The organism is Methanobacterium petrolearium, from assembly GCF_017873625.1.
GTDB classification, from domain to species: Archaea; Methanobacteriota; Methanobacteria; order Methanobacteriales; family Methanobacteriaceae; genus Methanobacterium; species Methanobacterium petrolearium.
In genome coordinates this window covers 1-20,000 of the sequence record NZ_JAGGKL010000001.1, presented here as the reverse complement: position 1 = coordinate 20,000, position 20,000 = coordinate 1, and the positions used below count along the sequence as shown (strand labels likewise).

13 protein-coding genes and 1 tRNA gene (1 of these 14 running past the window's edge) are annotated in these 20,000 nt (G+C 33.8%); 11 read left to right on the top strand and 3 right to left on the bottom strand.

All coding sequences use genetic code 11. The annotated features are described in order from the left end of the window. Positions 1-333 carry the start of a type II methionyl aminopeptidase gene (gene map, locus J2743_RS00070; protein WP_209624150.1) on the bottom strand. It extends 591 nt beyond the left edge of the window, so the window shows 333 of its 924 coding nt (coding positions 1-333); it begins with the start codon at positions 331-333; its stop codon lies off the left edge, out of view. A 351-nt stretch (positions 334-684) separates the two neighbouring features. On the opposite strand from map, the gene J2743_RS00065 reads away from it, so the two are divergent. From J2743_RS00065 to J2743_RS00020, 10 genes are all read left to right on the top strand, one after another. After that, positions 685-1,104 (top strand): hypothetical protein, encoded by a 420-nt coding sequence (locus J2743_RS00065; RefSeq protein WP_209624148.1) that lies wholly within the window; start codon positions 685-687, stop codon positions 1,102-1,104. Between the two features lie 3 nt (positions 1,105-1,107). Then, positions 1,108-1,686 (top strand): hypothetical protein, encoded by a 579-nt coding sequence (locus tag J2743_RS00060; RefSeq protein WP_209624146.1) that lies wholly within the window; start codon positions 1,108-1,110, stop codon positions 1,684-1,686. Between the two features lie 11 nt (positions 1,687-1,697). Further along, complete coding sequence (locus J2743_RS00055; protein ID WP_209624144.1) at positions 1,698-2,021, top strand: DUF1622 domain-containing protein; 324 nt, start codon at positions 1,698-1,700, stop codon at positions 2,019-2,021. Between the two features lie 659 nt (positions 2,022-2,680). After that, positions 2,681-3,118: a roadblock/LC7 domain-containing protein gene (locus J2743_RS00050; protein ID WP_209624142.1), complete on the top strand. Its 438-nt coding sequence runs from the start codon at positions 2,681-2,683 to the stop codon at positions 3,116-3,118. 8 nt (positions 3,119-3,126) lie between these two features. Next, a complete protein-coding gene (locus J2743_RS00045) occupies positions 3,127-3,552 on the top strand; it encodes a hypothetical protein (RefSeq protein WP_209624140.1) in 426 nt (141 codons plus the stop codon). A gap of 136 nt (positions 3,553-3,688) precedes the next feature. After that, positions 3,689-4,468: a cell division ATPase MinD gene (gene minD / locus J2743_RS00040; RefSeq protein WP_209624138.1), complete on the top strand. Its 780-nt coding sequence runs from the start codon at positions 3,689-3,691 to the stop codon at positions 4,466-4,468. Positions 4,469-4,716: 248 nt separating this feature from the next. Beyond that, positions 4,717-7,521, top strand: a complete 2,805-nt coding sequence (locus J2743_RS00035) for a response regulator (protein WP_209624136.1) — start codon at positions 4,717-4,719, stop codon at positions 7,519-7,521. Between the two features lie 220 nt (positions 7,522-7,741). Further along, positions 7,742-7,816: transfer RNA gene (locus J2743_RS00030), tRNA-Met, on the top strand. A gap of 208 nt (positions 7,817-8,024) precedes the next feature. Then, a complete protein-coding gene (locus J2743_RS00025) occupies positions 8,025-8,165 on the top strand; it encodes a hypothetical protein (protein WP_209624134.1) in 141 nt (46 codons plus the stop codon). 542 nt (positions 8,166-8,707) lie between these two features. Continuing rightward, positions 8,708-14,902: a M6 family metalloprotease domain-containing protein gene (locus J2743_RS00020; RefSeq protein WP_209624132.1), complete on the top strand. Its 6,195-nt coding sequence runs from the start codon at positions 8,708-8,710 to the stop codon at positions 14,900-14,902. Between the two features lie 220 nt (positions 14,903-15,122). On the opposite strand, the gene J2743_RS00015 is transcribed toward J2743_RS00020, so the two are convergent. Together J2743_RS00015 and J2743_RS00010 are read right to left on the bottom strand one after the other, a co-directional pair. Continuing rightward, a complete protein-coding gene (locus J2743_RS00015) occupies positions 15,123-16,973 on the bottom strand; it encodes a lasso peptide isopeptide bond-forming cyclase (protein ID WP_209624130.1) in 1,851 nt (616 codons plus the stop codon). 115 nt (positions 16,974-17,088) lie between these two features. Continuing rightward, positions 17,089-17,610 carry a hypothetical protein gene (locus tag J2743_RS00010; RefSeq protein ID WP_209624901.1) on the bottom strand — a complete coding sequence of 174 codons (522 nt, stop codon included), beginning with the start codon at positions 17,608-17,610 and terminating at the stop codon, positions 17,089-17,091. 309 nt (positions 17,611-17,919) lie between these two features. Here J2743_RS00010 and J2743_RS00005 point away from each other — a divergent pair. Continuing rightward, the coding region (locus J2743_RS00005; RefSeq protein ID WP_209624128.1) for an Ig-like domain-containing protein at positions 17,920-20,000 on the top strand (2,081 nt) is incomplete at its 3' end.

The following is a 20,000-nucleotide window of genomic DNA, read 5'->3' as shown; positions in this document are numbered from 1 at the left end:
TTTGTCTCCACATCGAAAAGGCCCTTCTCCTGAGCCGATCATCACGCTGGTTGCAGAATCAGCTATGTAACCTTCTACATGGGCTCCAAGATCAATTTTTACCAGATCTCCTTCTTTTAAAATGGATTTATCTCCTGATGGTGAAGTGTAATGAGCAGTGACTTCATTTATAGATATGTTACAGGGGAAAGCTGGTAAACCTCCTCTTTTTTTGATTTCTGATTCAATGAGATCTATCAGGGTTAAAACTTTCATTCCTTCATGAACTTCATCAACTGCCATTTGTCTAACTTCTTTTACAATTTTACCTGCTTTTTGGTACATTTCTATCATGTAATCACATTAATGTTGAGTTAAATAAACAATTTAATTATTTTAGTTGGGGATCCTTAATTCTTCTGGACTTAATCTCTCATGTGCATGTAATACTAAGTTTTCCTTGTCTCAAAATATTTATGAAACTTAAATACCAGCCATTATCATAAAGCATTAATTATATAAATGTACATATTTATATGTAACTTTCATCTGGAAGGCATAAAAGTTTAGGTGCTTATGAACTGATTGAAGCATGTATTGGCCAACAGATGAAATGGTTTTAAGTATTAAGGTTCAACTCTTAATTGGCTTAAAACAGTTTAAAGATGAATTTAATACTCTAAATAAGTAGATAGGGGGAATATCATGGCAGACATGGTTAGCATTCCACAAAACATTTTTTTACTCATCATTGCAGTCATAGCACTGGTGGCAATAATAGTTATTGTGATGCAATGGAAAAAAGTTAGAGAAGCCCAGAGTAATGTAATATTCCTTGAAAAACAAGCTGAACTCAAAAAAATTGAACTGGTTGAAAAAGATTTAGAATCCAAACGTCTCATGGAAAATGTGATACCACTTCCCAAAGACCAGCAAGAGAGACTTTCTCAGATTAGGGGCGAAACCTCAAACATGATGCAAAAAGTTGGTTTTCTCCACAGTGAAATCAATGAAAGAGTAACCCGCCTTGAAACCAGAGCAGAATACGAAAAACTCCAGAAACTCTTAGAAGATATAGAGAAAAAAGAAAAACAAATGGAAAAGAAAGGAAAAGGAGGAAACTAGGTCATGACTCCCTTAGAAGTATTTGCTATACTGGTTTTAGTAGCGGCTGTAGTCATACTCTTGTACTATTATTTACAAGATAACCGCAAACTTAATCTTGGCAGAATGAAAAGTGATGCAACTAACCTTGGTGAAAGGGTATATGGTGAAGCTAACAGTTTCGGTGAAAAGGTGCAAGGAGGAGCAAGTAACCTGGGTGAAAAAGTGTCTGGAGAGGGATCAATGTCTGGAATGGGGGAAAAATATGTTTCAGGAGTCAGTGAAAAGGTTTCAGGAATGAGTGAAAAAATCAAAGGAAAAGTCAATGTTCCCATCAGCACTGATAACCTGTCCCATCGAATAGATCTTTTCTTAAATGAACAGAGTGACCAGCTAATTGAAGATTGGGACCTGGCCACAAAAAAAGATTTATCTGCACTGGAAAAACGTTTTAACGTGGTTTCAACAGATATCGAATCTCTGGAAAAACGTTTCAACCAGTACAGTGGAACAACCAACAAAAAACTGGAAGATATTGAAACGCGCCTAGAAAAACTGGAAAATCCAGAAGAGGAAATACAAGAAGAAAAACCTAAAGAGTAGAAGATTGGAAAATGTTTGAAGAATTTATTCATTATATTTCTTATTCTTTAGCCGTATTTGGGGCTATTTTAGTTTTTTACGGTGGAATAAGGGCAGTTTTTCGGATTATAGCCAAAGAACTTTTTAGAAAATCATACCAATACCATGACATACGCCTGGACTTCACTACCAGAATAGTTCTGGGTCTGGAGTTTTTCATTGCCGCTGATCTGATTAAAAGCATACTTCAACCCACTTTAAACGATCTCATAGTTCTGGCGGTTATTGTTGCCATAAGGACTGTGGTAGGATACTCTTTAAATGCTGAATTAAAAGAATTATCAGATAATAAGTGATTAGTTTAAACAGCTAACCTTCTTATTTTCCTTAACTTTCATATTTCATGAGTTAAAAAGATTTATAGTTCTAAAAAGTTTTTAACTTTGAATAATGATGATTATGCCGTTAAGTTTATCTTAATTAATTTTCATCATTGGTGTACGGGGTTTCTTCATTTTAATACTTCTTTTAAATGAACTTTTTATTAATCTCTTAATTTTAAATGTCTCTTATTAACAAATCAAGATTTTAAATCTCCATAACATATTTAGCATTCATTCAGTGTATGCAAACAATTTAGTTTTGACAATGCATGGTGGTTCACTTGTTTTTGGAGCTGTGTATGAGATACAAGCAATTCATGAAATTCTAACTTAAAGTAATTTATTATATTATAATAGTTTTTTTACTTTCAATCTTAACATCATTTATCTTTTAAATAAAGAGTTTTGGGGGGATAATAAAGAGGAATACATCAAGTAAAATCTTACATTTGCAGTTATAATTACTCTTTTTATAGTTTTCGAAAATGTGGAATTGCAGATTTCGGCACTTCCACAATTTTGTTATTTGGTATTGAAACAAGATGGATGATATAAAAAAATTATAATACAAAAACATTTTTTTAAGAGGATACATTGCGTCATAGCATACTTGAATTTTTGAGAGACACTAAATGGTTGAAGTAAAAATGGCGGAAACAAATAATAATACAAAAAACGACTTAAAATTTAAAAATGAGAATATAAAAATTTATAATACGAATAAAAACTATGAAAGAATCTTAAAATCGATTAATAGGGTTAAGGGTGTCAAAGAATTGTTATTGATAGATCAGGAGGGACGGCCTTTAGCTCAGTATGATGAGGGCAAATCTGAATTAGGACGCATTCCGTTAGCTGCTTTAGCTGCGTTACAAGAAATGATGCAAACAATAAGTTATGGGGTGTTAGAACAATTAATTGTTGAAACAGACATAGGAAAAATTCTAATTGGAAAACTAAATGAAAAATTTGCATTGGTTATTATAACAGATAAAAATACCAACATCGGAATGATACGAGAATTGTTAAAAAAAGATCAAAACTTTTTAAGATTCAAATCAAATTTTTAGGTGTTAAAATGGATTTATCATTATCACATGAAGAAAAAACTGATCATCAGTTATCCTCATTGTTAATGAGAGTATTAGAAGGTTATACAATAGGGCTGTGCTCTGTTTTAGGAGAAGGTGTGGGTGGAGTAACACAAGTTGTTGGAAAAGATATATGGTACACATTGAAGCAAGAAGCTGAAAATAGGGAATATCAAATAGATTCAAAAAATCCTAAAAAAGCACTGAATGACCTTTTTGAAATATTAAACGAATTTTACAAAATAATTGACAATTATCAAATTGAGAGCAATGATAATTCAATAAAAATCAAAATAAAGGGATGTAAATTTCGAGATTACACAGATAAATTAGAAAATAAGGGTATCAAAAGACAACTTGGTTGTCCTGTTTTAATTATTATCAGAGCAATGCTTAAAGAAGTTCGTGGATGATCTTACAAGGTTGAAAACTTTCAATCTCAGGATTGATATTTATTGCCATTTGGAATTAAAAATGAGGTGAGATTTCAGATTTTCACTAGTATTGCTGTATACAATTGTAAAAAAATTAGGAATCAGGAGGAGTATCATGACAAGGGTTATTACAATTGCATCAGGAAAAGGAGGGGTTGGTAAAACAACTTTGACAGTCAATCTTGGAGTTGCCCTATCAAGTTTCGGTGAAAAAGTTATTTTATTAGATGCTGATGTTGCAATGGCGAATCTTGAATTAGTTTTATGTATGGAAGATAAATTTATAACGTTATATGATGTTCTTTTAGGTGATGCTGATATTCATGATGCTGTTTATGATGGTCCTGCCGGAATGAAAGTTATACCTGCAGGAGTATCTTTACAAAACCTTCGCAATGTAAAAATCGAACGTTTAAATGAAGTTTTAACATCCTTAATTGGAGAAACGGATATTCTTCTCATTGATGCTCCTGCAGGACTGGAAAAGGGTGCGTTGACAGCAATTGCTGCAGCTGCAGAGATTATTATAATTACAACCCCTGAAGTTCCATCAGTGGCAGATGCCCTCAAGACTAAAATTGTTGCTAGTAAGCTTGGAATTAATATCATTGGAGCTGTAGTAAATCGATGCAATAATGATAAAATATTTTTATCTGTTAGAGAAATTGAATCCATTCTTGAAATTCCAGTTATATCATCAATACCTGAAGATCCACAAGTTAGTCGGGCTTCTGTTTTTGGTGAACCTTTTGTTATTAAAAATATTCAATCTCCAGCTTATAATTCAATAATGCAGTTGGGTGCTGATATTGTGGGTGCTTCTTACACTCCTGTTGGACCAGACAAAGAGGGAGTTATCGCTAAACTATTTCAAGGATTACTGGGGAAAAGATGAACTTATTAACATCATAAATATAAAATTAAGCCCATTTTGAGAGTTTTAGTCGATTCATCTGGTTTAAGTTGTTTAGAATTAACAAATAACCAAACTAAGGATATATTTCTGGAAAAATAGATTTTAAACCATTATTCGAACTTAATATCATGTAAATTTTTGTAGAATTCATATAGATGCAATTTATATGGGTCAAAGAGATTCTTGGTCACATCAAACAATGTTAATCATTATTTTGGAGGGAGTCAATGTCAGAGGCAAAAATATTAGTAGTAGAAGATGAAGGACTTACTGCAATGGAAATCCAAAGAAAACTGAAAAACTGGGGCTATGAAGTTCCATCATTTGCTTTTTCACGTGAAGAGGCGGTTAAAAAAGCTAAAGATATTAAACCAGATTTAATATTGATGGATATGATGTTGAAGGGTAAAGGGGACGGAGTAGATGCCGTTAGAGAAATTAAAAGCGAAAATGACGTCCCAATAATTTATATAACTGCCTATGACGACATTGAAATCCGTGAAAGAGCTGAAAGTACTAATCCTGAGGCTTATTTGATAAAACCATTTGAAGAACAAGAGCTGCAAACTAAGATTAAAAATGCACTTTCTGGACAAAAAACAGGAAAAAAATTATTAGAAATTGGGAAACATCTTGATAGCAATTCAAAAGATTTGGGAATAATCATTATTAATTCTAAAGGATTGATAAGATATTTCAATAATTTTGCATACATTTTAACTGGCTTTACACCTGAAGAAATAATAAACAAATGCATATACGAAATATTCCCCATTGAAGAGATTAAACATGACAAAAAGGTTAAAACTTATTTAGAAAAATTTATAGTTAACGAAAACTCCGAAATTACACAAAAAACCACCATTAAACAAAAAAATGGGTCGATTGTTCCTGTAGAATATAACCTAAATTACATTGGGAATGAAAATGAGTTTTTAGGCACTACCCTAATATTTAAAGATTTAACTCAAAAAATTAAAGAGGAAGAATCTCAAAAAAATAGAGAAACACTACATTTTGAGATTTTAGATACAATTGATCAGGCGATAATAGCTTTTAATGCGGATTTAAAATCAATTTATTGTAATAATAAAATTAAAGAGCTTTTAGACTTAAATGAGGATACAATTGGAAAGTCGATTTCTGAGTCCATTAAATCCATTTGGGATGAAGACATTGCTATTATGTGTAATAAAACATTAGAAACTAACTCACCTTCAAGTATAATAAAAAGTTTTGAAAATGATCTGATACCCTTAACTGCTGAAATAAAAGTTTACAAACTGTTAGATGGTCTTGTTGTGCTTTTAAATGATATAACTGAGATCAAAAGAAGAAAAGACCATTTGGAGAGAAATGAAAAGCTTTATTGTTCGGTGGTAGATGATCAAAGTGAGATCATATGTAGATTCAATAAGGATTTAGAGCTCACTTTTGCAAATAAAACGTATTATAACTGTTTTGGTTTTAAAAATGAAGCGAATTTTGACTGTTCATTTTCAGAAAATGATCTAGAAAAAATGAAAGCCCAACTGGAATCCTTTGACAAAGAAAAACTTAAGATCTTTGAATTACCAATGAAAATGCTTAATGGAGATACTAAGTGGTGGCAATGGGTGAGCAAGGTTAATTTTGATAGAAACAGAGAGATATCAGAGTATCAATTAGTAGGGCGCGATTTCACTCAACACCACATTAACCTGGAAAATCATGAAAAAATGATTGAAAAACTCCGGTCGTCAATTAAAGAGAAAAATAATGAGTTTGATAATATTGAAAGATCGTATAAATCTAAATTATCTGGAAAGCGAGAGGAAATTAATTTTTTGAAAAAAATAATCAATGATAATGACTCAAAATTTAAAAGTGAATCTGATGGTTTAAGGGCGACCATTTCAAATCAACGGAGTGAAATCAAGCTTTTCCAAGAACGAGAAACATCATTTAAGGAAAACATAACAAAACTAGAAAACGAAATAAAAAACATAAGCAACGAATTACAAAAATTAACAAATTCCCTAGAAAACGAAACCAACCTCCGTCAAGAAAACGAAACCCAACTCCAAAACAAAAAACTTGAACTAAACCAACAAAAAACTAAAACCAAAAACTCACAAAACCAAATCATCACACTAAAAAGAAGAATTACAGGTCTTGAAAACTCTGAAATTTCCCTAAAAGAATCAAAGAAACATTTAGAAAAAGAAATCATAAATAATCAGAAAGAACTTGATGAAATCACTTCAAATTTAGATTTAGAAATATCTAAGAGGTTAAGCACTGAAAAAGCTCTTGAAGAAGTTAAATGTCAGATGATTAACAAAATTAAAGAAAAAGATAAAGAAATTCAGGGCATTAAACACGATTTCAAGGCTAAACTATCAAATCTTGAGAGTTCGGACAGATTAACCCGAGCATCTCTTGAAAAAAATCAAAAAACCCTTGAAAACATGCATAGTAGTGTTGTAGCAAATATGAAAATGATATCCAGCCTAAACAGATTACATTCAGATTATGTGATTGATCAGATGGTTGAAAAATTACAAGATGGACGAAGCTACCTACGGTCTTTTGGAATGATTCATGAAAAATTATACCACTCACCTGATTTGCAAACAATAAATGCGCAAGATTACCTTGAAAGTGTATTAAGCGATGTTTCACACTCTCACGGAGCTAAAAATGTTGACATGAGTATTAAAACCAACGGAATATATTTAGATATTGAAAAAACCGTGCTTTCAGGTCTTATAGTAACTGAACTCGTGATAAATTCATTTAAACATGCATTCACCAACAATAAAAAAGGAAAAATTGGGGTTGAATTATCATTTGTTAATGAAAATCTAGTTATTAAAGTCTCAGATAATGGTATTGGATTACAGCACATTGAACTTGAAAAAACGGATACATTTGGTTTACAGCTCGTTAAAACGATTGTAGAACAATCTGAAGGATCTCTAGACTTCAATGGGGAAGATGGTGCTAATTTTATAATTAAAATTCCAAGCGCGGATAATTTAATCAAATAAGATTTAACGGTAATCCAAAAAGATTAGATTAAGTACAAGTAATTGATATGGGTAGTGATGATTGAATTTGTATTATAAATTTCTGTTTTTTTAAGCTTTAACATCGTTACATTTTTAACACAGGGGGTTTACTATTTTTGTATTAATTTTTAGAGGCAATAGGTTAACTGGCCAGTTAAGGGAAACCTTTATATAGCTAGAAATTCAACAGTGATAGTACAGCGGGGTGGGGTAGTCTGGTGATCCCGCGGGGCTCATAACCCCGAGAGCCCTAGTTCAAATCTAGGCCCCGCTATTCATCTTATTCTTTTCAATAAATCAATCATAAAGAAATTAGTAATGTAATTCTCTTTTTTAATTTTCAGTTCAGTTAAACTTTTTTTTCATGGATGATTAATTGATCCATCAGTATTATTCAGTATCAGGATTGATGGATGAAGTTGGTTGAAAACCCAAAAAACTATTTGAAATAAATTTTAAATAACTGAACTGGTATGTTTACCATGCCATCTGATAAACAAGAAGTTTCAAGGGGCACACGTTCTAAAAAAGATGCCAAAAACAGCTATGATGAGATGAGCAAGTGGTACGATGTAATGGCCAAGCCTGAGAAAAATATGTTACAACAGGTGTGGAAAAACTGAATATAGGCAAAGGAAAGAAGGTTTTAGAGGTTGGTTTTGGTACTGGGGATGCTCTTCTAAAATTGGCAAATAAATATAGTTATTATGTCTTTTTTAATTGCTTTATTTTATTTCTTTCTATAAATTTATTTTTAATTATTATATTATTTTTACATATATACTTTATGCAAATGCGGAATGCAACGTTTCTGCATTTAAATCTCTTTTTTATGTTTTAGTTTATTCAAATTATTGTAGAATTGAACGTCCTTTTCACAGTACAACTGAGGAGATTTAATACTACTTACAAGGGCAATGAAATCGAAATAAACAAAAATATGATGATAAAATGGGTTATATGTATTTTAAGAGGTTATATATGTTTTATAGCATAAAACCGCATTGAACAAAGAAGAGATAATTCTGAATTAGGTGGTTAAAATTGCACCATTTTTATCTTGGATTAAACGGATTTTAAAAAGTTTATGAGTATAGGAGGGGTTTTCATTAAAAAAAGTAAATTTATCGCGTTTACAATGTTATTCCTTTTTGGAATTATTTTCATGATGTGCAGTGCATATGCAACAGAGATGCCGACAGATGAACAAATAGCACAATATCAAGCAGATGGGACCCTGGATGAAAGGATTGCAAATGTTACTGCAATAGGAGATCAGTATACGGATTCTGGTTTAGTTGACAATTTAAATCAGAAACTGAATAACATAACTAATGACTCGAATGAAACTCTAGAACCTTCTGCGTCACGACCTACTTCTACATCTTTACCTTCAACAGGAACTGTAAAAATGTTGATAATGCTGGTTGATTTCCCGGATTACCCCCATAACGAAAATCAGACAGTTACTGAAATAGAATCCATATACTTTGGGGATGGTAGTCAAGCTCATGATACTTCAATAAATTATTATCCTTACGAAAGTTTGCATAACTGGTATTATATGTCCTCGTATGGATTGCTTAACATCACTGGAGATGTTGTAGGATGGTATACTGCACAATATAACCGTAGTTACTATACTGATAAAATGGTACTAATGATGGAAGTCATGAGTTATTATGATAGTACTGTGGACTTTTCACAATACGACAATAATCATGATGGTTATATGGAGGGGGTTGCGCTTAAATGGACAGGTCCTAATGAGGGTTGGGGAAGTCAATGGTGGTCTTATGCTGTTTCAACTGATAGTGATTTCACAGTTGATGGAGTAAAACTGAAGAAATATATGTGGGCATGGTATTCATCCAGTCCAAAAACAGACATACATGAAACTGGGCACTTATTAGGGTTGCCTGACCTTTATGATTATGAAGTATCAAGCGGCGGAAATGTAAATGGTCCCGGTTACGGTGTGGGTGGTTTGGATATGATGTCTGGGGGGTCTTGTGATTTCAATTGTTTCTTTAAATTACTTCTTGGATGGATAGAACCATATTATGTAACTGATATCAATGCCATTGATCAGCAACTGATTTTTAACCCTGAAGAATTAAATGGAACCCATAGTAGTGTAGTAATAGTTCCAGGTCAATTCCAGAACGCGGATAACAAAGAATTTTACATGGTTGAATATAGGAAACAAACTGGAAATGATCAGGCTATTTATTGGTATAATCAACCACAGTATGGACTAAGATCAGGAATACCTATCAGTGGTTTATACATTTGGCATCTTGATGCCACATTAGATGAATATGGTAAGTTTTACTATGATAACTCATATACCGTTCACAATTTGGTGGATCTTTTACAGGCCGATGGATTATTTGATATTCAGAATGGTTCTCATGAAGCGGATGCAGGAGATGCTTATCAACCCTCAACATATTTGGGTATAAACACCACGCCAAATAGTAACTGGTACAATGGAACATTTGGTTTTTATGTATATAACATAGCTAACCCTGAAAATCAATCTTCTGCTACAATTGGATGGCAGGGGCCACTTTTTATTGGGGTTGCATTGGAAAATGAAGATCTTATTTGGGATACAAGTGGAACCGGAAATGTTGTTTGGTTTGGAACTCAGAATATGGGACAAAATGATGCTGATTCAGCTCAAAGTGGATTTATATGGGATAATGAGTTAACATGGGTGACTACTCAGTTTGATGGTCCCGGATACTTACAATTTGCCTGGAAAGTCTCATCGGAATTATCTCATGATTTTTTAAGTTTTTACATAGATGGTGTGCTACAATCCAGCATAAGTGGTGAGCAAGATTGGGCAAACATGACTTTTATTTTAGGTTCTGGAAATCATGTTTTAAACTGGACTTATAGTAAAGATTCAAGTACATCTAGTGGTTTTGATTGTGGTTGGCTTGATTTTGTACGTTTTTCCAATCAGTATAACATTTATGTTGCAGCTGATGGGGATGATGATACGGGAGATGGGAGTCTTATAAATCCATATAAAACATTGGCAAAAGCCATAGATCAGGCTCCTGATTCCGGAACGGTCCATCTGGGGAATGGTATCTATTATGAGGTAAATAATCGAGAATTAAACATTATTAAGAATATTAACATATTATTTGATGATTGGAAAGGAAGTGGGGCTGCTGTTATTGATGCGGAAAATCTTACATGGATATTTAACGTTGTGGATGGGGTGAATTTAACACTCAAAGATTTGACTCTCATAAATAGTAATGCAGCGAATAGAGGAGCTATATACAATGCAGGTAATTTAACTATAATTAACTGCACTTTCGCTGGCAACACTGCAACTGGTGCCAATGGTTATGGTGGTGCTATTTACAATTCTGGTAATTGTACGATCACTTATGGTTCCATCATCAACAACATCGCATTTTATGGTGGTGGGATTTACAATACCGGTAATTGCACCATCTCTGGCAGTTCTATCTTAAACAACACGGCATATATTGGTAGCGTAATTTACACAGACAATAACAACACTCAAATAAACTTCAACAGTATCCTAAACAACACTGGAAATTATGATATATATAGCAGTTTAGCAGGTGCTGATGCTATTAATAACTGGTGGGGAACCAATTTCCAGGGAACCAATCCTCAAACCGTTGGGAGAGTAAATGGAAATGTCGTTGCTGATCCGTGGATTGTGCTTAGTTTAAATAATGATCTGGTGGGTAGTGGTGAAACTTCAATTGTAAATGTTAATTTAAATTATAACTCGGCTGGTGAAGATACTTTAGCTGTTTATGGAAAAGCAGTTCCTGATGTTAACGTATTGTTTACTTCTAATTTTGGAAACTTTTCCTCAGTAACTGGAACTATAAGTAACGGTTTAAACGCCACAACAACATTCACTGCGGGATCAATACTTGCTATTGGGGCAGTAAATGCTAGAGTTGACAGTCAAACTGTAAGTGGTGTTAAGATAATAGACAGAAACAATGTTTATGTCGCCACGGATGGAAATGATTCTACTGGTAACGGGAGCAAGGATTATCCCTTCGAGAATTTAGTAAAAGCTTTAAGTGAAGTTCAAACTACAGGAACAGTTAATGTTGGAAAAGGAACATATTCTGGGGCAAATAACAGGGGATTAACCATTGTTAAGGATATGATTATCCGATTTGATGATTGGAAAGGAAGTGAATCTGCAATTATTGACGCGGAAAATGTTACGTGGATATTTAAGGTAAATACTGGGGTGAATGTTACCCTCCAAAATTTAACTCTTATAAATGGTAATGCAACAAATGGTGGTGCTATTTACAATGCGGGTAATTTAACTACAGTTAACTGTACTTTTATGAGTAACAATGCAAGTAAGGGTGGTGCTATTTACAATTCTGGTAATTGTACTGTTATCGGTGGTTCTATTGCTAATAATACTGTAGTAAATGATGGTGGTGCTATTTACAATAGTGGTTATTGTGTTATTAATGATTGTTCCATCTTAGATAACACTGCAACTGCCTGGAATGGTGGTGCTATTTACAATAGTGGTTATTTTGCTGTTAATGATTGTTCAATTCTAAGTAACACTGCGACTGCAGGAAATGGTGGTGGGATTTACAATAACAGGGGTAATTGCACGGTTACTGATAGTATTGTCCAAAATAACACTGCATATTATTATGGTGGTGGGATTTACAATAGAGCTAATTGTAATATTAATGGAAGTTATGTTCTAAATAACATTGCAACTTATGGTAGTGGAATTTATAATTATCAAAGTAATTGTACTGTTATTGGTGTTTGCATCCAGAATAATACCGCAACTGTTTATGGTGGTGGAATTTACAATTCAGGAGGCATTATAACAGTTATTGACACTTCTGTTTTGAACAATAAAGCAAACTATGGAGGTGCTCTTTACAATTCTGGTAATTGCACTGTTATTGGTGGGTTTATTCAGAATAATACTGTGACTGGTACTTATGCTTATGGTGGTGCTTTTTACAATTCTGGTAATTGCACTGTTATTGGTGGTTTTATCTCAAATAACACTGTAAATGCCGTCACTTCTAGTAATGGTGGGGGGATTTACAATAGTGATGGTAATTTCACTGTAACAAATTGTTCTATTGTAAGTAACACCGCTTATAATGGTGGAGGAATCTTTAATTACGCTAATTGTGCTGTAGTTAATTGTACTTTTAGTAGTAATAAAGCAAGTAATTATGGTGGTGCTATATATGCCTCTAGTTCCTCTAATTTAAATGTTACAAGTAGTACCTTAACTAACAACCAGGCAACTTGGGGAAGTGCCATCTTCACATATGCTTCTAACACTCAAATTAACTTTAATCGTATTTTGAACAATACTGGAAATAGAGATGTATATGGTACTGCAGCGGGGGTTAATGCTACTAATAATTGGTGGGGAACCAACTTCCAAGGAACCGACCCACAAACTGCAGGAAAAGTAAACAGCAAAGTGAATGCAACCACCTGGTTAGTTTTAACAGCTAGTACTAATGCAACTAATGTTCCTGTTGGGGGTAATTTGGCTGTTAATGTTGATTTGACTCATGACAATATGGGTATAGACACATCTAGTCAAGGTCATCTTCCTGATGGTATTCCCGTATACTTTACGTCTAGTTTGGGAATAGTAAATCCAACAAACAGCACCACAATTAATGGAATGACTTCCACTATATTCACTGGAACGACATTTGGATTATCAACTTTAAATGTGACAGTGGATTATCAAAATGTGAATTTGCAGTTTGATATTGGTATAATTGATTTATTTGTTCGTAATTATGAGTGGTATCCTAATCGGAATGATACTTATAGTTTTGGTGAGGCCCCTCCTTATGTGTCTTATGTGAAGAATTATGGTCCTGATGTTGCTACGGGTATTGTTGTGAAGTATAGTATTGGTTCTGGGCTCATATACAAAGGATATTCTGTTCCATTGGGTGGTATAAGTAGAGTTGTCTTTGATGGTCAGAATTTAACGTATTATGTGGATTATTTGCCAGCGAATAGTTTGGCAGCTATTATAATTTATTTACAGGTGAATTCTACGGGTATTCAAACATCTGAGTTAACTACTAATGCTTCGTTAGTTTCGGTGAATCAAACTGAAAGTGGATCATGGATCAACTATGAAACTAGAAAATTAAAAGTTGCCCCAGCTGCAGACATTCAAGTAAAACAGGACACCATCACCTACAATGGCTCAGACAACACTGCAATTATTCGGATTAACGTGATAAACAATGGACCTGATACCGCAACTAATATTGATATAAATAATACGCTGCCTGTTGGAATGGTTTACACTGGTCATTCTGCTGGAGAAAGTTATAACTCAGACGTATGGCACATAGACAGTTTAACCAGTGGAACTATAAAAACACTAGAAATATATGTTAATGTCACTGCAACAAATGGAACTTTGTTTAACACTGCAACAAAGATCAATTCAACACCATATGACTGGTGTTCAGCTAATAATGAACAAACCATGAATTTGACATTCACCAACAGTTATCAGTCAATAGTTGATCTTTTAGTTCGTAATTATGAGTGGTATCCTAATCGGAATGATACTTATAGTTTTGGTGAGGCCCCTCCTTATGTGTCTTATGTGAAGAATTATGGTCCTGATGTTGCTACGGGTATTGTTGTGAAGTATAGTATTGGTTCTGGGCTCATATACAAAGGATATTCTGTTCCATTGGGTGGTATAAGTAGAGTTGTCTTTGATGGTCAGAATTTAACGTATTATGTGGATTATTTGCCAGCGAATAGTTTGGCAGCTATTATAATTTATTTACAGGTGAATTCTACGGGTATTCAAACATCTGAGTTAACTACTAATGCTTCGTTAGTTTCGGTGAATCAAACTGAAAGTGGATCATGGATCAACTATGAAACTAGAAAATTAAAAGTTGCCCCAGCTGCAGACATTCAAGTAAAACAGGACGTTAATGGACAAATTAATGTGGAAACAAATAGTAGTCAGGATATTGTGATAACAGTTACTGTAACCAATAAAGGACCTGACAACTGTGATAATATTATCATAGATGATTTATTAATTGGATTAACATATGTTGGCAATGATAAAGAAGCAGTTTATGATAATGAATCTGGGAAAATCACGTGGAATATAGGATCTTTATCAAGTGGAGAATCTGCAGTGTTACATATTACAGTTAAGGCGGATCATGTGGGAATTTACACGCTTTCTGCCAGTAAAAACGGCTCTTCAGCACCTTACGATTGGGATCAATATAATGACGTTCAAAATATCTTCATAACCCGAATACAATAAAATATGGAATTAAAAAGGAATGATGTCTTCAAATGATTATTCCATTTTTTTCACAAAACATTGAGAATAAGAGATGATAACGTGGATAATAGTGATCTAGTGAACAAGAAAATTTACAAAAAACCGAAATTAATCTTGCATGGCGATTTAAGAACAATAACACTTAAAATAAACGATGGAATAGATGGTGATGGTATGTTCCAAGCTTCTTTGAATTAGATTAAAGCTTGTTTTTCTTTAGTTGCCATAAATAAAATAACAATACACGCCATAAAAGATTAACATTTTTTGAACTTTTTTTGGTATAAATTTCATGAAGCTTCTCAATATTAACATATTTTTTTATAACTTTTTCACGATCATTAATTACTTTTTCAAACATTTCTTGATTTGATAAAAATTTATTAGCACTCACATTTCCTACAATTGATTTAGTAGAACGCCACTGAATTTCTTCTGGTAAAATTTCATCCATTGCAAGTCTACACACATATCTACTCCAACCAAACCTAACTTTCATTTCAGTTGGTATGGCAAAACAGAATTCAACAAGTCTTTTATCATAAAAAGGATGCCGGGTATCAATATGATATGCTGAACTTTCTTGATCCAGTATCTCAAAACTTAACTGGTGTTGTCCAAGTTCAATATGATAATAATGAACTTTTTTTGCGTGTGGAACACGAAATTTCACTACATCATCCAAATTACGCATATGGGCTGTTTTAAGGAACTTTTTGTTTAAAATATTATGGTTTTTTTTGAAAAAACTGTAAAAAAAAGAGATCTGAAATAAATAATAAGTTAACGTGCGATAAACAATATTTAAAAACAATTTAAACCTACTTAATTCTTGAACATCTGCAATATAATTTATATTTTGCATAAATTTTTTCCATTTAAAAGTAACTAGAAGTTCATCTAAGTAATTATTTCCATGTGAAAGAATTTGATCACCCCCTTCACCTGTTAAAAGGACACAGACTCCTTGTTCATACATTTTTTGCCGTGATCTATGGATCACACCAGTCTGATATGTGTTTATGGGCTGATCTCCAAACTTTATTTTTTCATTAATTCTTTCCAGCGGATCAATATCATCACATTTGATAAAATGCGATTTTACTTTTCCTCTCTCTAAAACTTTGTTAATGTAAATTCTTTCATCAATGTCAGGATGATCATCAAAAACATAGGAAAAACTATGTATTTTTTTAGTTCCTCCTCCTTCATAGCATATTTTTTGTGCAATACTAGCTACAGAAGACGAGTCCAGCCCACCACTTAACATAACTCCCGGTATTGAATAACTCCTTAAACGACATTTTACAGCTTCAGTGAATATTTCACGAAATTTTTGAGCATAATCCTCTTTTGAATCCATAATTATCTCAGATTTTGGATTTAATCTCCAGTAACTACGTTTTTCAATAAAATTTTCATCAAGTATGATAGAAAATGCGTTGGGTAAACGTTTGATATTTTCATAAAATGTATTCTCTTTATTGAAAAAATCAACAATCATTAAATAATTTGCTAATTTGTTTTTGTCCAGTTCACAAGTTATATTGGGGATTGTTAAAATAGCCTTTATTTCAGTCCCAAAAACAAACATTTCATCATCTAAATAATAATAAAAAGGTTTAACACCCATATGATCTCGGGCGCAGAAAAGTCTTTCCTTATTTTCATCCCAAATAGCAAAAGCAAAATCACCTAATAAATATTCAGGGCATATTTCACCCCACTTTTCATATGACTTCAATATAAAATAACTGTCTGATACATACTCATTATCTTCAATGTCCAATTCTTTAGCCAACTCTCTTCTATTATCAATCCTTGCATCAGCAGTGATAACAAGACCAGGTTTCTCGTCATAAAATGGCAGCTTCTCATGCAATGATTCGGGTGTTGTATGGAGCATCTGATGACCTAAAGCAACGGATCCTTCACACCAAACTGCAGAACCATCAGGGCCTCGATGTGATAGACGATCATTTATCTTTTGGATGAGTTTGGGGTTGATTTCCTGATTATTTCTGTAGAATATCCCTGTTATTGCACTCATTTTATCCAACTAGTTTATAGATTAGTAATACAATAATTTAATGGGCACATAAGAACAATTTTATTTAAACATTCGGTTTTAAAAAGAGTTTTCAGTGACTTATATGGTGTAAACTTTATTTTTTGAGTTTATTTATGTAAACAGGGGGTACGGATCCAATGCCACTAACTACATATTTGTCTTTTGTAGCTTCTTCTAGTGATAATATAATAATTCTAATAATAAGATGTAACATCATCAGTGTCATTAAATTGTTTTCTAGATCATCTAAATGGTCATTTGAATCTGATTTCACGGCATTTTTTAATTCTACAATCATCTGACCATTTTTTCCTTCAACTTTTAAGTTATAATTGCTTTCATGATTAATATAATTGATAAAATCTTCTATATTCTCAACTGGATCAGTTTTATTTATATTAATCTCATGTTTCAAGGTTTCCCAATGATTTGGATTTATGGAATTCATCAAATTGTGGATATCCTCTGTAATTGATTTACTTTCAGTAGCCCAACTTTTCATAGCATCATTTGCTGCTTTACTATACCATCCTTTTTCAAAATTGTATATTTGTGATGCTTTTTTCCTGAACTTTAAATCAACTTCTTTGTCCACGCCAATTGTTATTCGTTTCAATCCAGTCACCTAATGAGACCTGTTAACAAATAGTAATCATTATTACTATAATTCAGTTGAGCTTTTTTTTTTATATTTATACTTTGCCTTAATGCATACACGTGCATCACTGTATCATAACTTCTTTTTTATGTTATTCCATTTCAATAAACATATGATCTTAAATCTATATTTTTCTCTTATTGGAATATTCTTATTTGAATAGCATATTATTATTCGATCAGAATATTCTTATTTGATTTTAAAATATAATTTAGGGTCTTAAAAAAGCTTAAAGGAGGTGAAAAGATTAGAAAACAAGTGATTCTAGTGATTGCGACGGCTTTTCTAATCCTCAGCATAATAGGCGCATCAAGCGCAGCTGACATGACAGGTACATGGGGTGGTTCAGGCACTAGCTACAACTCCACAGCAGGTCCAATTAAAGTTAATGTAACAGAAACTACATCAGGAGCTGCTACTGTAACATCAACACCTACTGGAACAACAAATACGAACACTGCATTTTTCAGTAATTCTTCGGCAGCAAATCATGCTTCATTTGAAACTGTTCTCAATTGGAACACTATAAACAATGCAAACAATGGAACTATAACATTTACATTCAGTAGGCCAGTAGACAACCCAATTCTTCATATTGACAGGATTGGTGGTGCATATAGTACAACATCTAGTTCAGCCCTTTTAACATTGACAACTTCTGGGTTAACTATCACCAAATTATCTGGTCCAACTCATTTTGAGGTCACTTCAACGACTATTCAAAGAACTCCTAATGTATATACAGTAGAAAATAGGCCTGAAGCTTCAATGGACTCAACACAAGGAACAGCAGCAGGTTCTGTACAAATTAATGGATATAACATAACCAGCGTTAGTTTCTTCTGGATAGGTGTAGGGGCTAATTCTGGTGGAGATGGAATAGAGTTCGTTTGGGAACTCGATGCTCCAATAGACTTAGCAATAACTCAAACTACAAATCAGACGACTGCTGTGGCTGGTCAAGGATTGACTTATACAATTACAGTAACTAACAATGGAAACTCAACAATATTACCAACTGACACATTCACGGTACATGATTCTCTTCCTAGCGGATTCACAGCTTCCAGTTACACGCCTAGTGTGGGCACTTATAATAGTGCTACTGGTGCTTGGACTGGTGTGACTCTAGCCGAAGGAGAAAGTATCACTTTAACTATCATAGGCGCCGTAAGTCCAACTGCAACTGGTTCTTTAACTAACATTGCTAGCGTAACAGTACCTACCAGTATTACAGACCCAGTTTCAACAAACAACGACGCAACTTTAACTACACCCATTAATCGAATAGCAGATCTAGCTATTATCAAGACAGACAGTCTGGATCCTGTTGTGGCTGGTCAGACATTGACTTACACGATAACTGTGACTAACAATGGACCATCAAGTATATTATCTACAGATACTTTCACGGTAACTGATACTTTACCATCAGACTTCACAGCTTCCAGTTACACGCCTAGTGTGGGTACTTATAATAGTGCTACTGGTGCTTGGACAGGTGTAACTCTAAATAATGGAGACAGTGTAACTTTAACTATAGTAGGTACGGTTAGCTCAACAGCTACTGGCACCTTAACTAACACTGCGACTGTGACTCCACCAACAGGCGTAACTGATGATAATAGCACAAATGATCAAACGCCCCCAGTCATAACTACAGTTGATGGACTTCCTGTGGCAAATGATGACAGCAAAACAACTCCTGAAGACACTCCATTAAACGGCAACCTGCCTATTTCAGATCCTGACGGACCTGTTACTGTGGTTAATTTCACAGTAAATGGAACAACCGCTTCAGCAGGTAGCACAGTAAACATTCCTGGTGTGGGAAGCATTAAAATTAATGCAGACGGCACGTATACATTTACTCCTGCTACTAATTATAATGGACCAGTTCCGGTAATTAGTTACACAATACAGGATACAACAGGAAATACGGCTAGTGCTACTTTGACAATAACTGTAACTCCGGTGGATGATGTTCCTGTGGCTGTGGATGACACTGCGTCTGTTGATGAGGACAATGTCTTGAGTGGTGATGTTTCTGGTAACGATTCTCCGTCTGGTGATGGTGGGAACGTTTGGAGCGTGGTAACTGGGCCTGTTCATGGTACGGTTGTTATGAATACTGACGGTTCTTACACTTACACGCCTGGTGCGGATTATAACGGACTGGATAGCTTCGAATACCAAATCGTGGATGCTGATGGTGACATTAGTACTGCTACTGTGACTCTCACTGTGAATGGTGTGGATGATGTTCCTGTGGCTGTGGATGACACTGCGTCTGTTGATGAGGACAATGTCTTGAGTGGTGATGTTTCTGGTAACGATTCTCCGTCTGG

Excerpts from the sequence above, each read along its gene's own strand:
- J2743_RS00065 (WP_209624148.1), top strand. The coding sequence starts at position 685 with ATGGCAGACATGGTTAGCATTCCACAAAACATTTTTTTACTCATCATT.
- J2743_RS00060 (WP_209624146.1), top strand. The coding sequence starts at position 1,108 with ATGACTCCCTTAGAAGTATTTGCTATACTGGTTTTAGTAGCGGCTGTA.
- J2743_RS00055 (WP_209624144.1), top strand. The coding sequence starts at position 1,698 with ATGTTTGAAGAATTTATTCATTATATTTCTTATTCTTTAGCCGTATTT.
- J2743_RS00050 (WP_209624142.1), top strand. The coding sequence starts at position 2,681 with ATGGTTGAAGTAAAAATGGCGGAAACAAATAATAATACAAAAAACGAC.
- J2743_RS00045 (WP_209624140.1), top strand. The coding sequence starts at position 3,127 with ATGGATTTATCATTATCACATGAAGAAAAAACTGATCATCAGTTATCC.
- minD (WP_209624138.1), top strand. The coding sequence starts at position 3,689 with ATGACAAGGGTTATTACAATTGCATCAGGAAAAGGAGGGGTTGGTAAA.
- J2743_RS00035 (WP_209624136.1), top strand. The coding sequence starts at position 4,717 with ATGTCAGAGGCAAAAATATTAGTAGTAGAAGATGAAGGACTTACTGCA.
- J2743_RS00025 (WP_209624134.1), top strand. The coding sequence starts at position 8,025 with ATGCCATCTGATAAACAAGAAGTTTCAAGGGGCACACGTTCTAAAAAA.
- J2743_RS00020 (WP_209624132.1), top strand. The coding sequence starts at position 8,708 with ATGATGTGCAGTGCATATGCAACAGAGATGCCGACAGATGAACAAATA.
- J2743_RS00015 (WP_209624130.1), bottom strand. The coding sequence starts at position 16,973 with ATGAGTGCAATAACAGGGATATTCTACAGAAATAATCAGGAAATCAAC.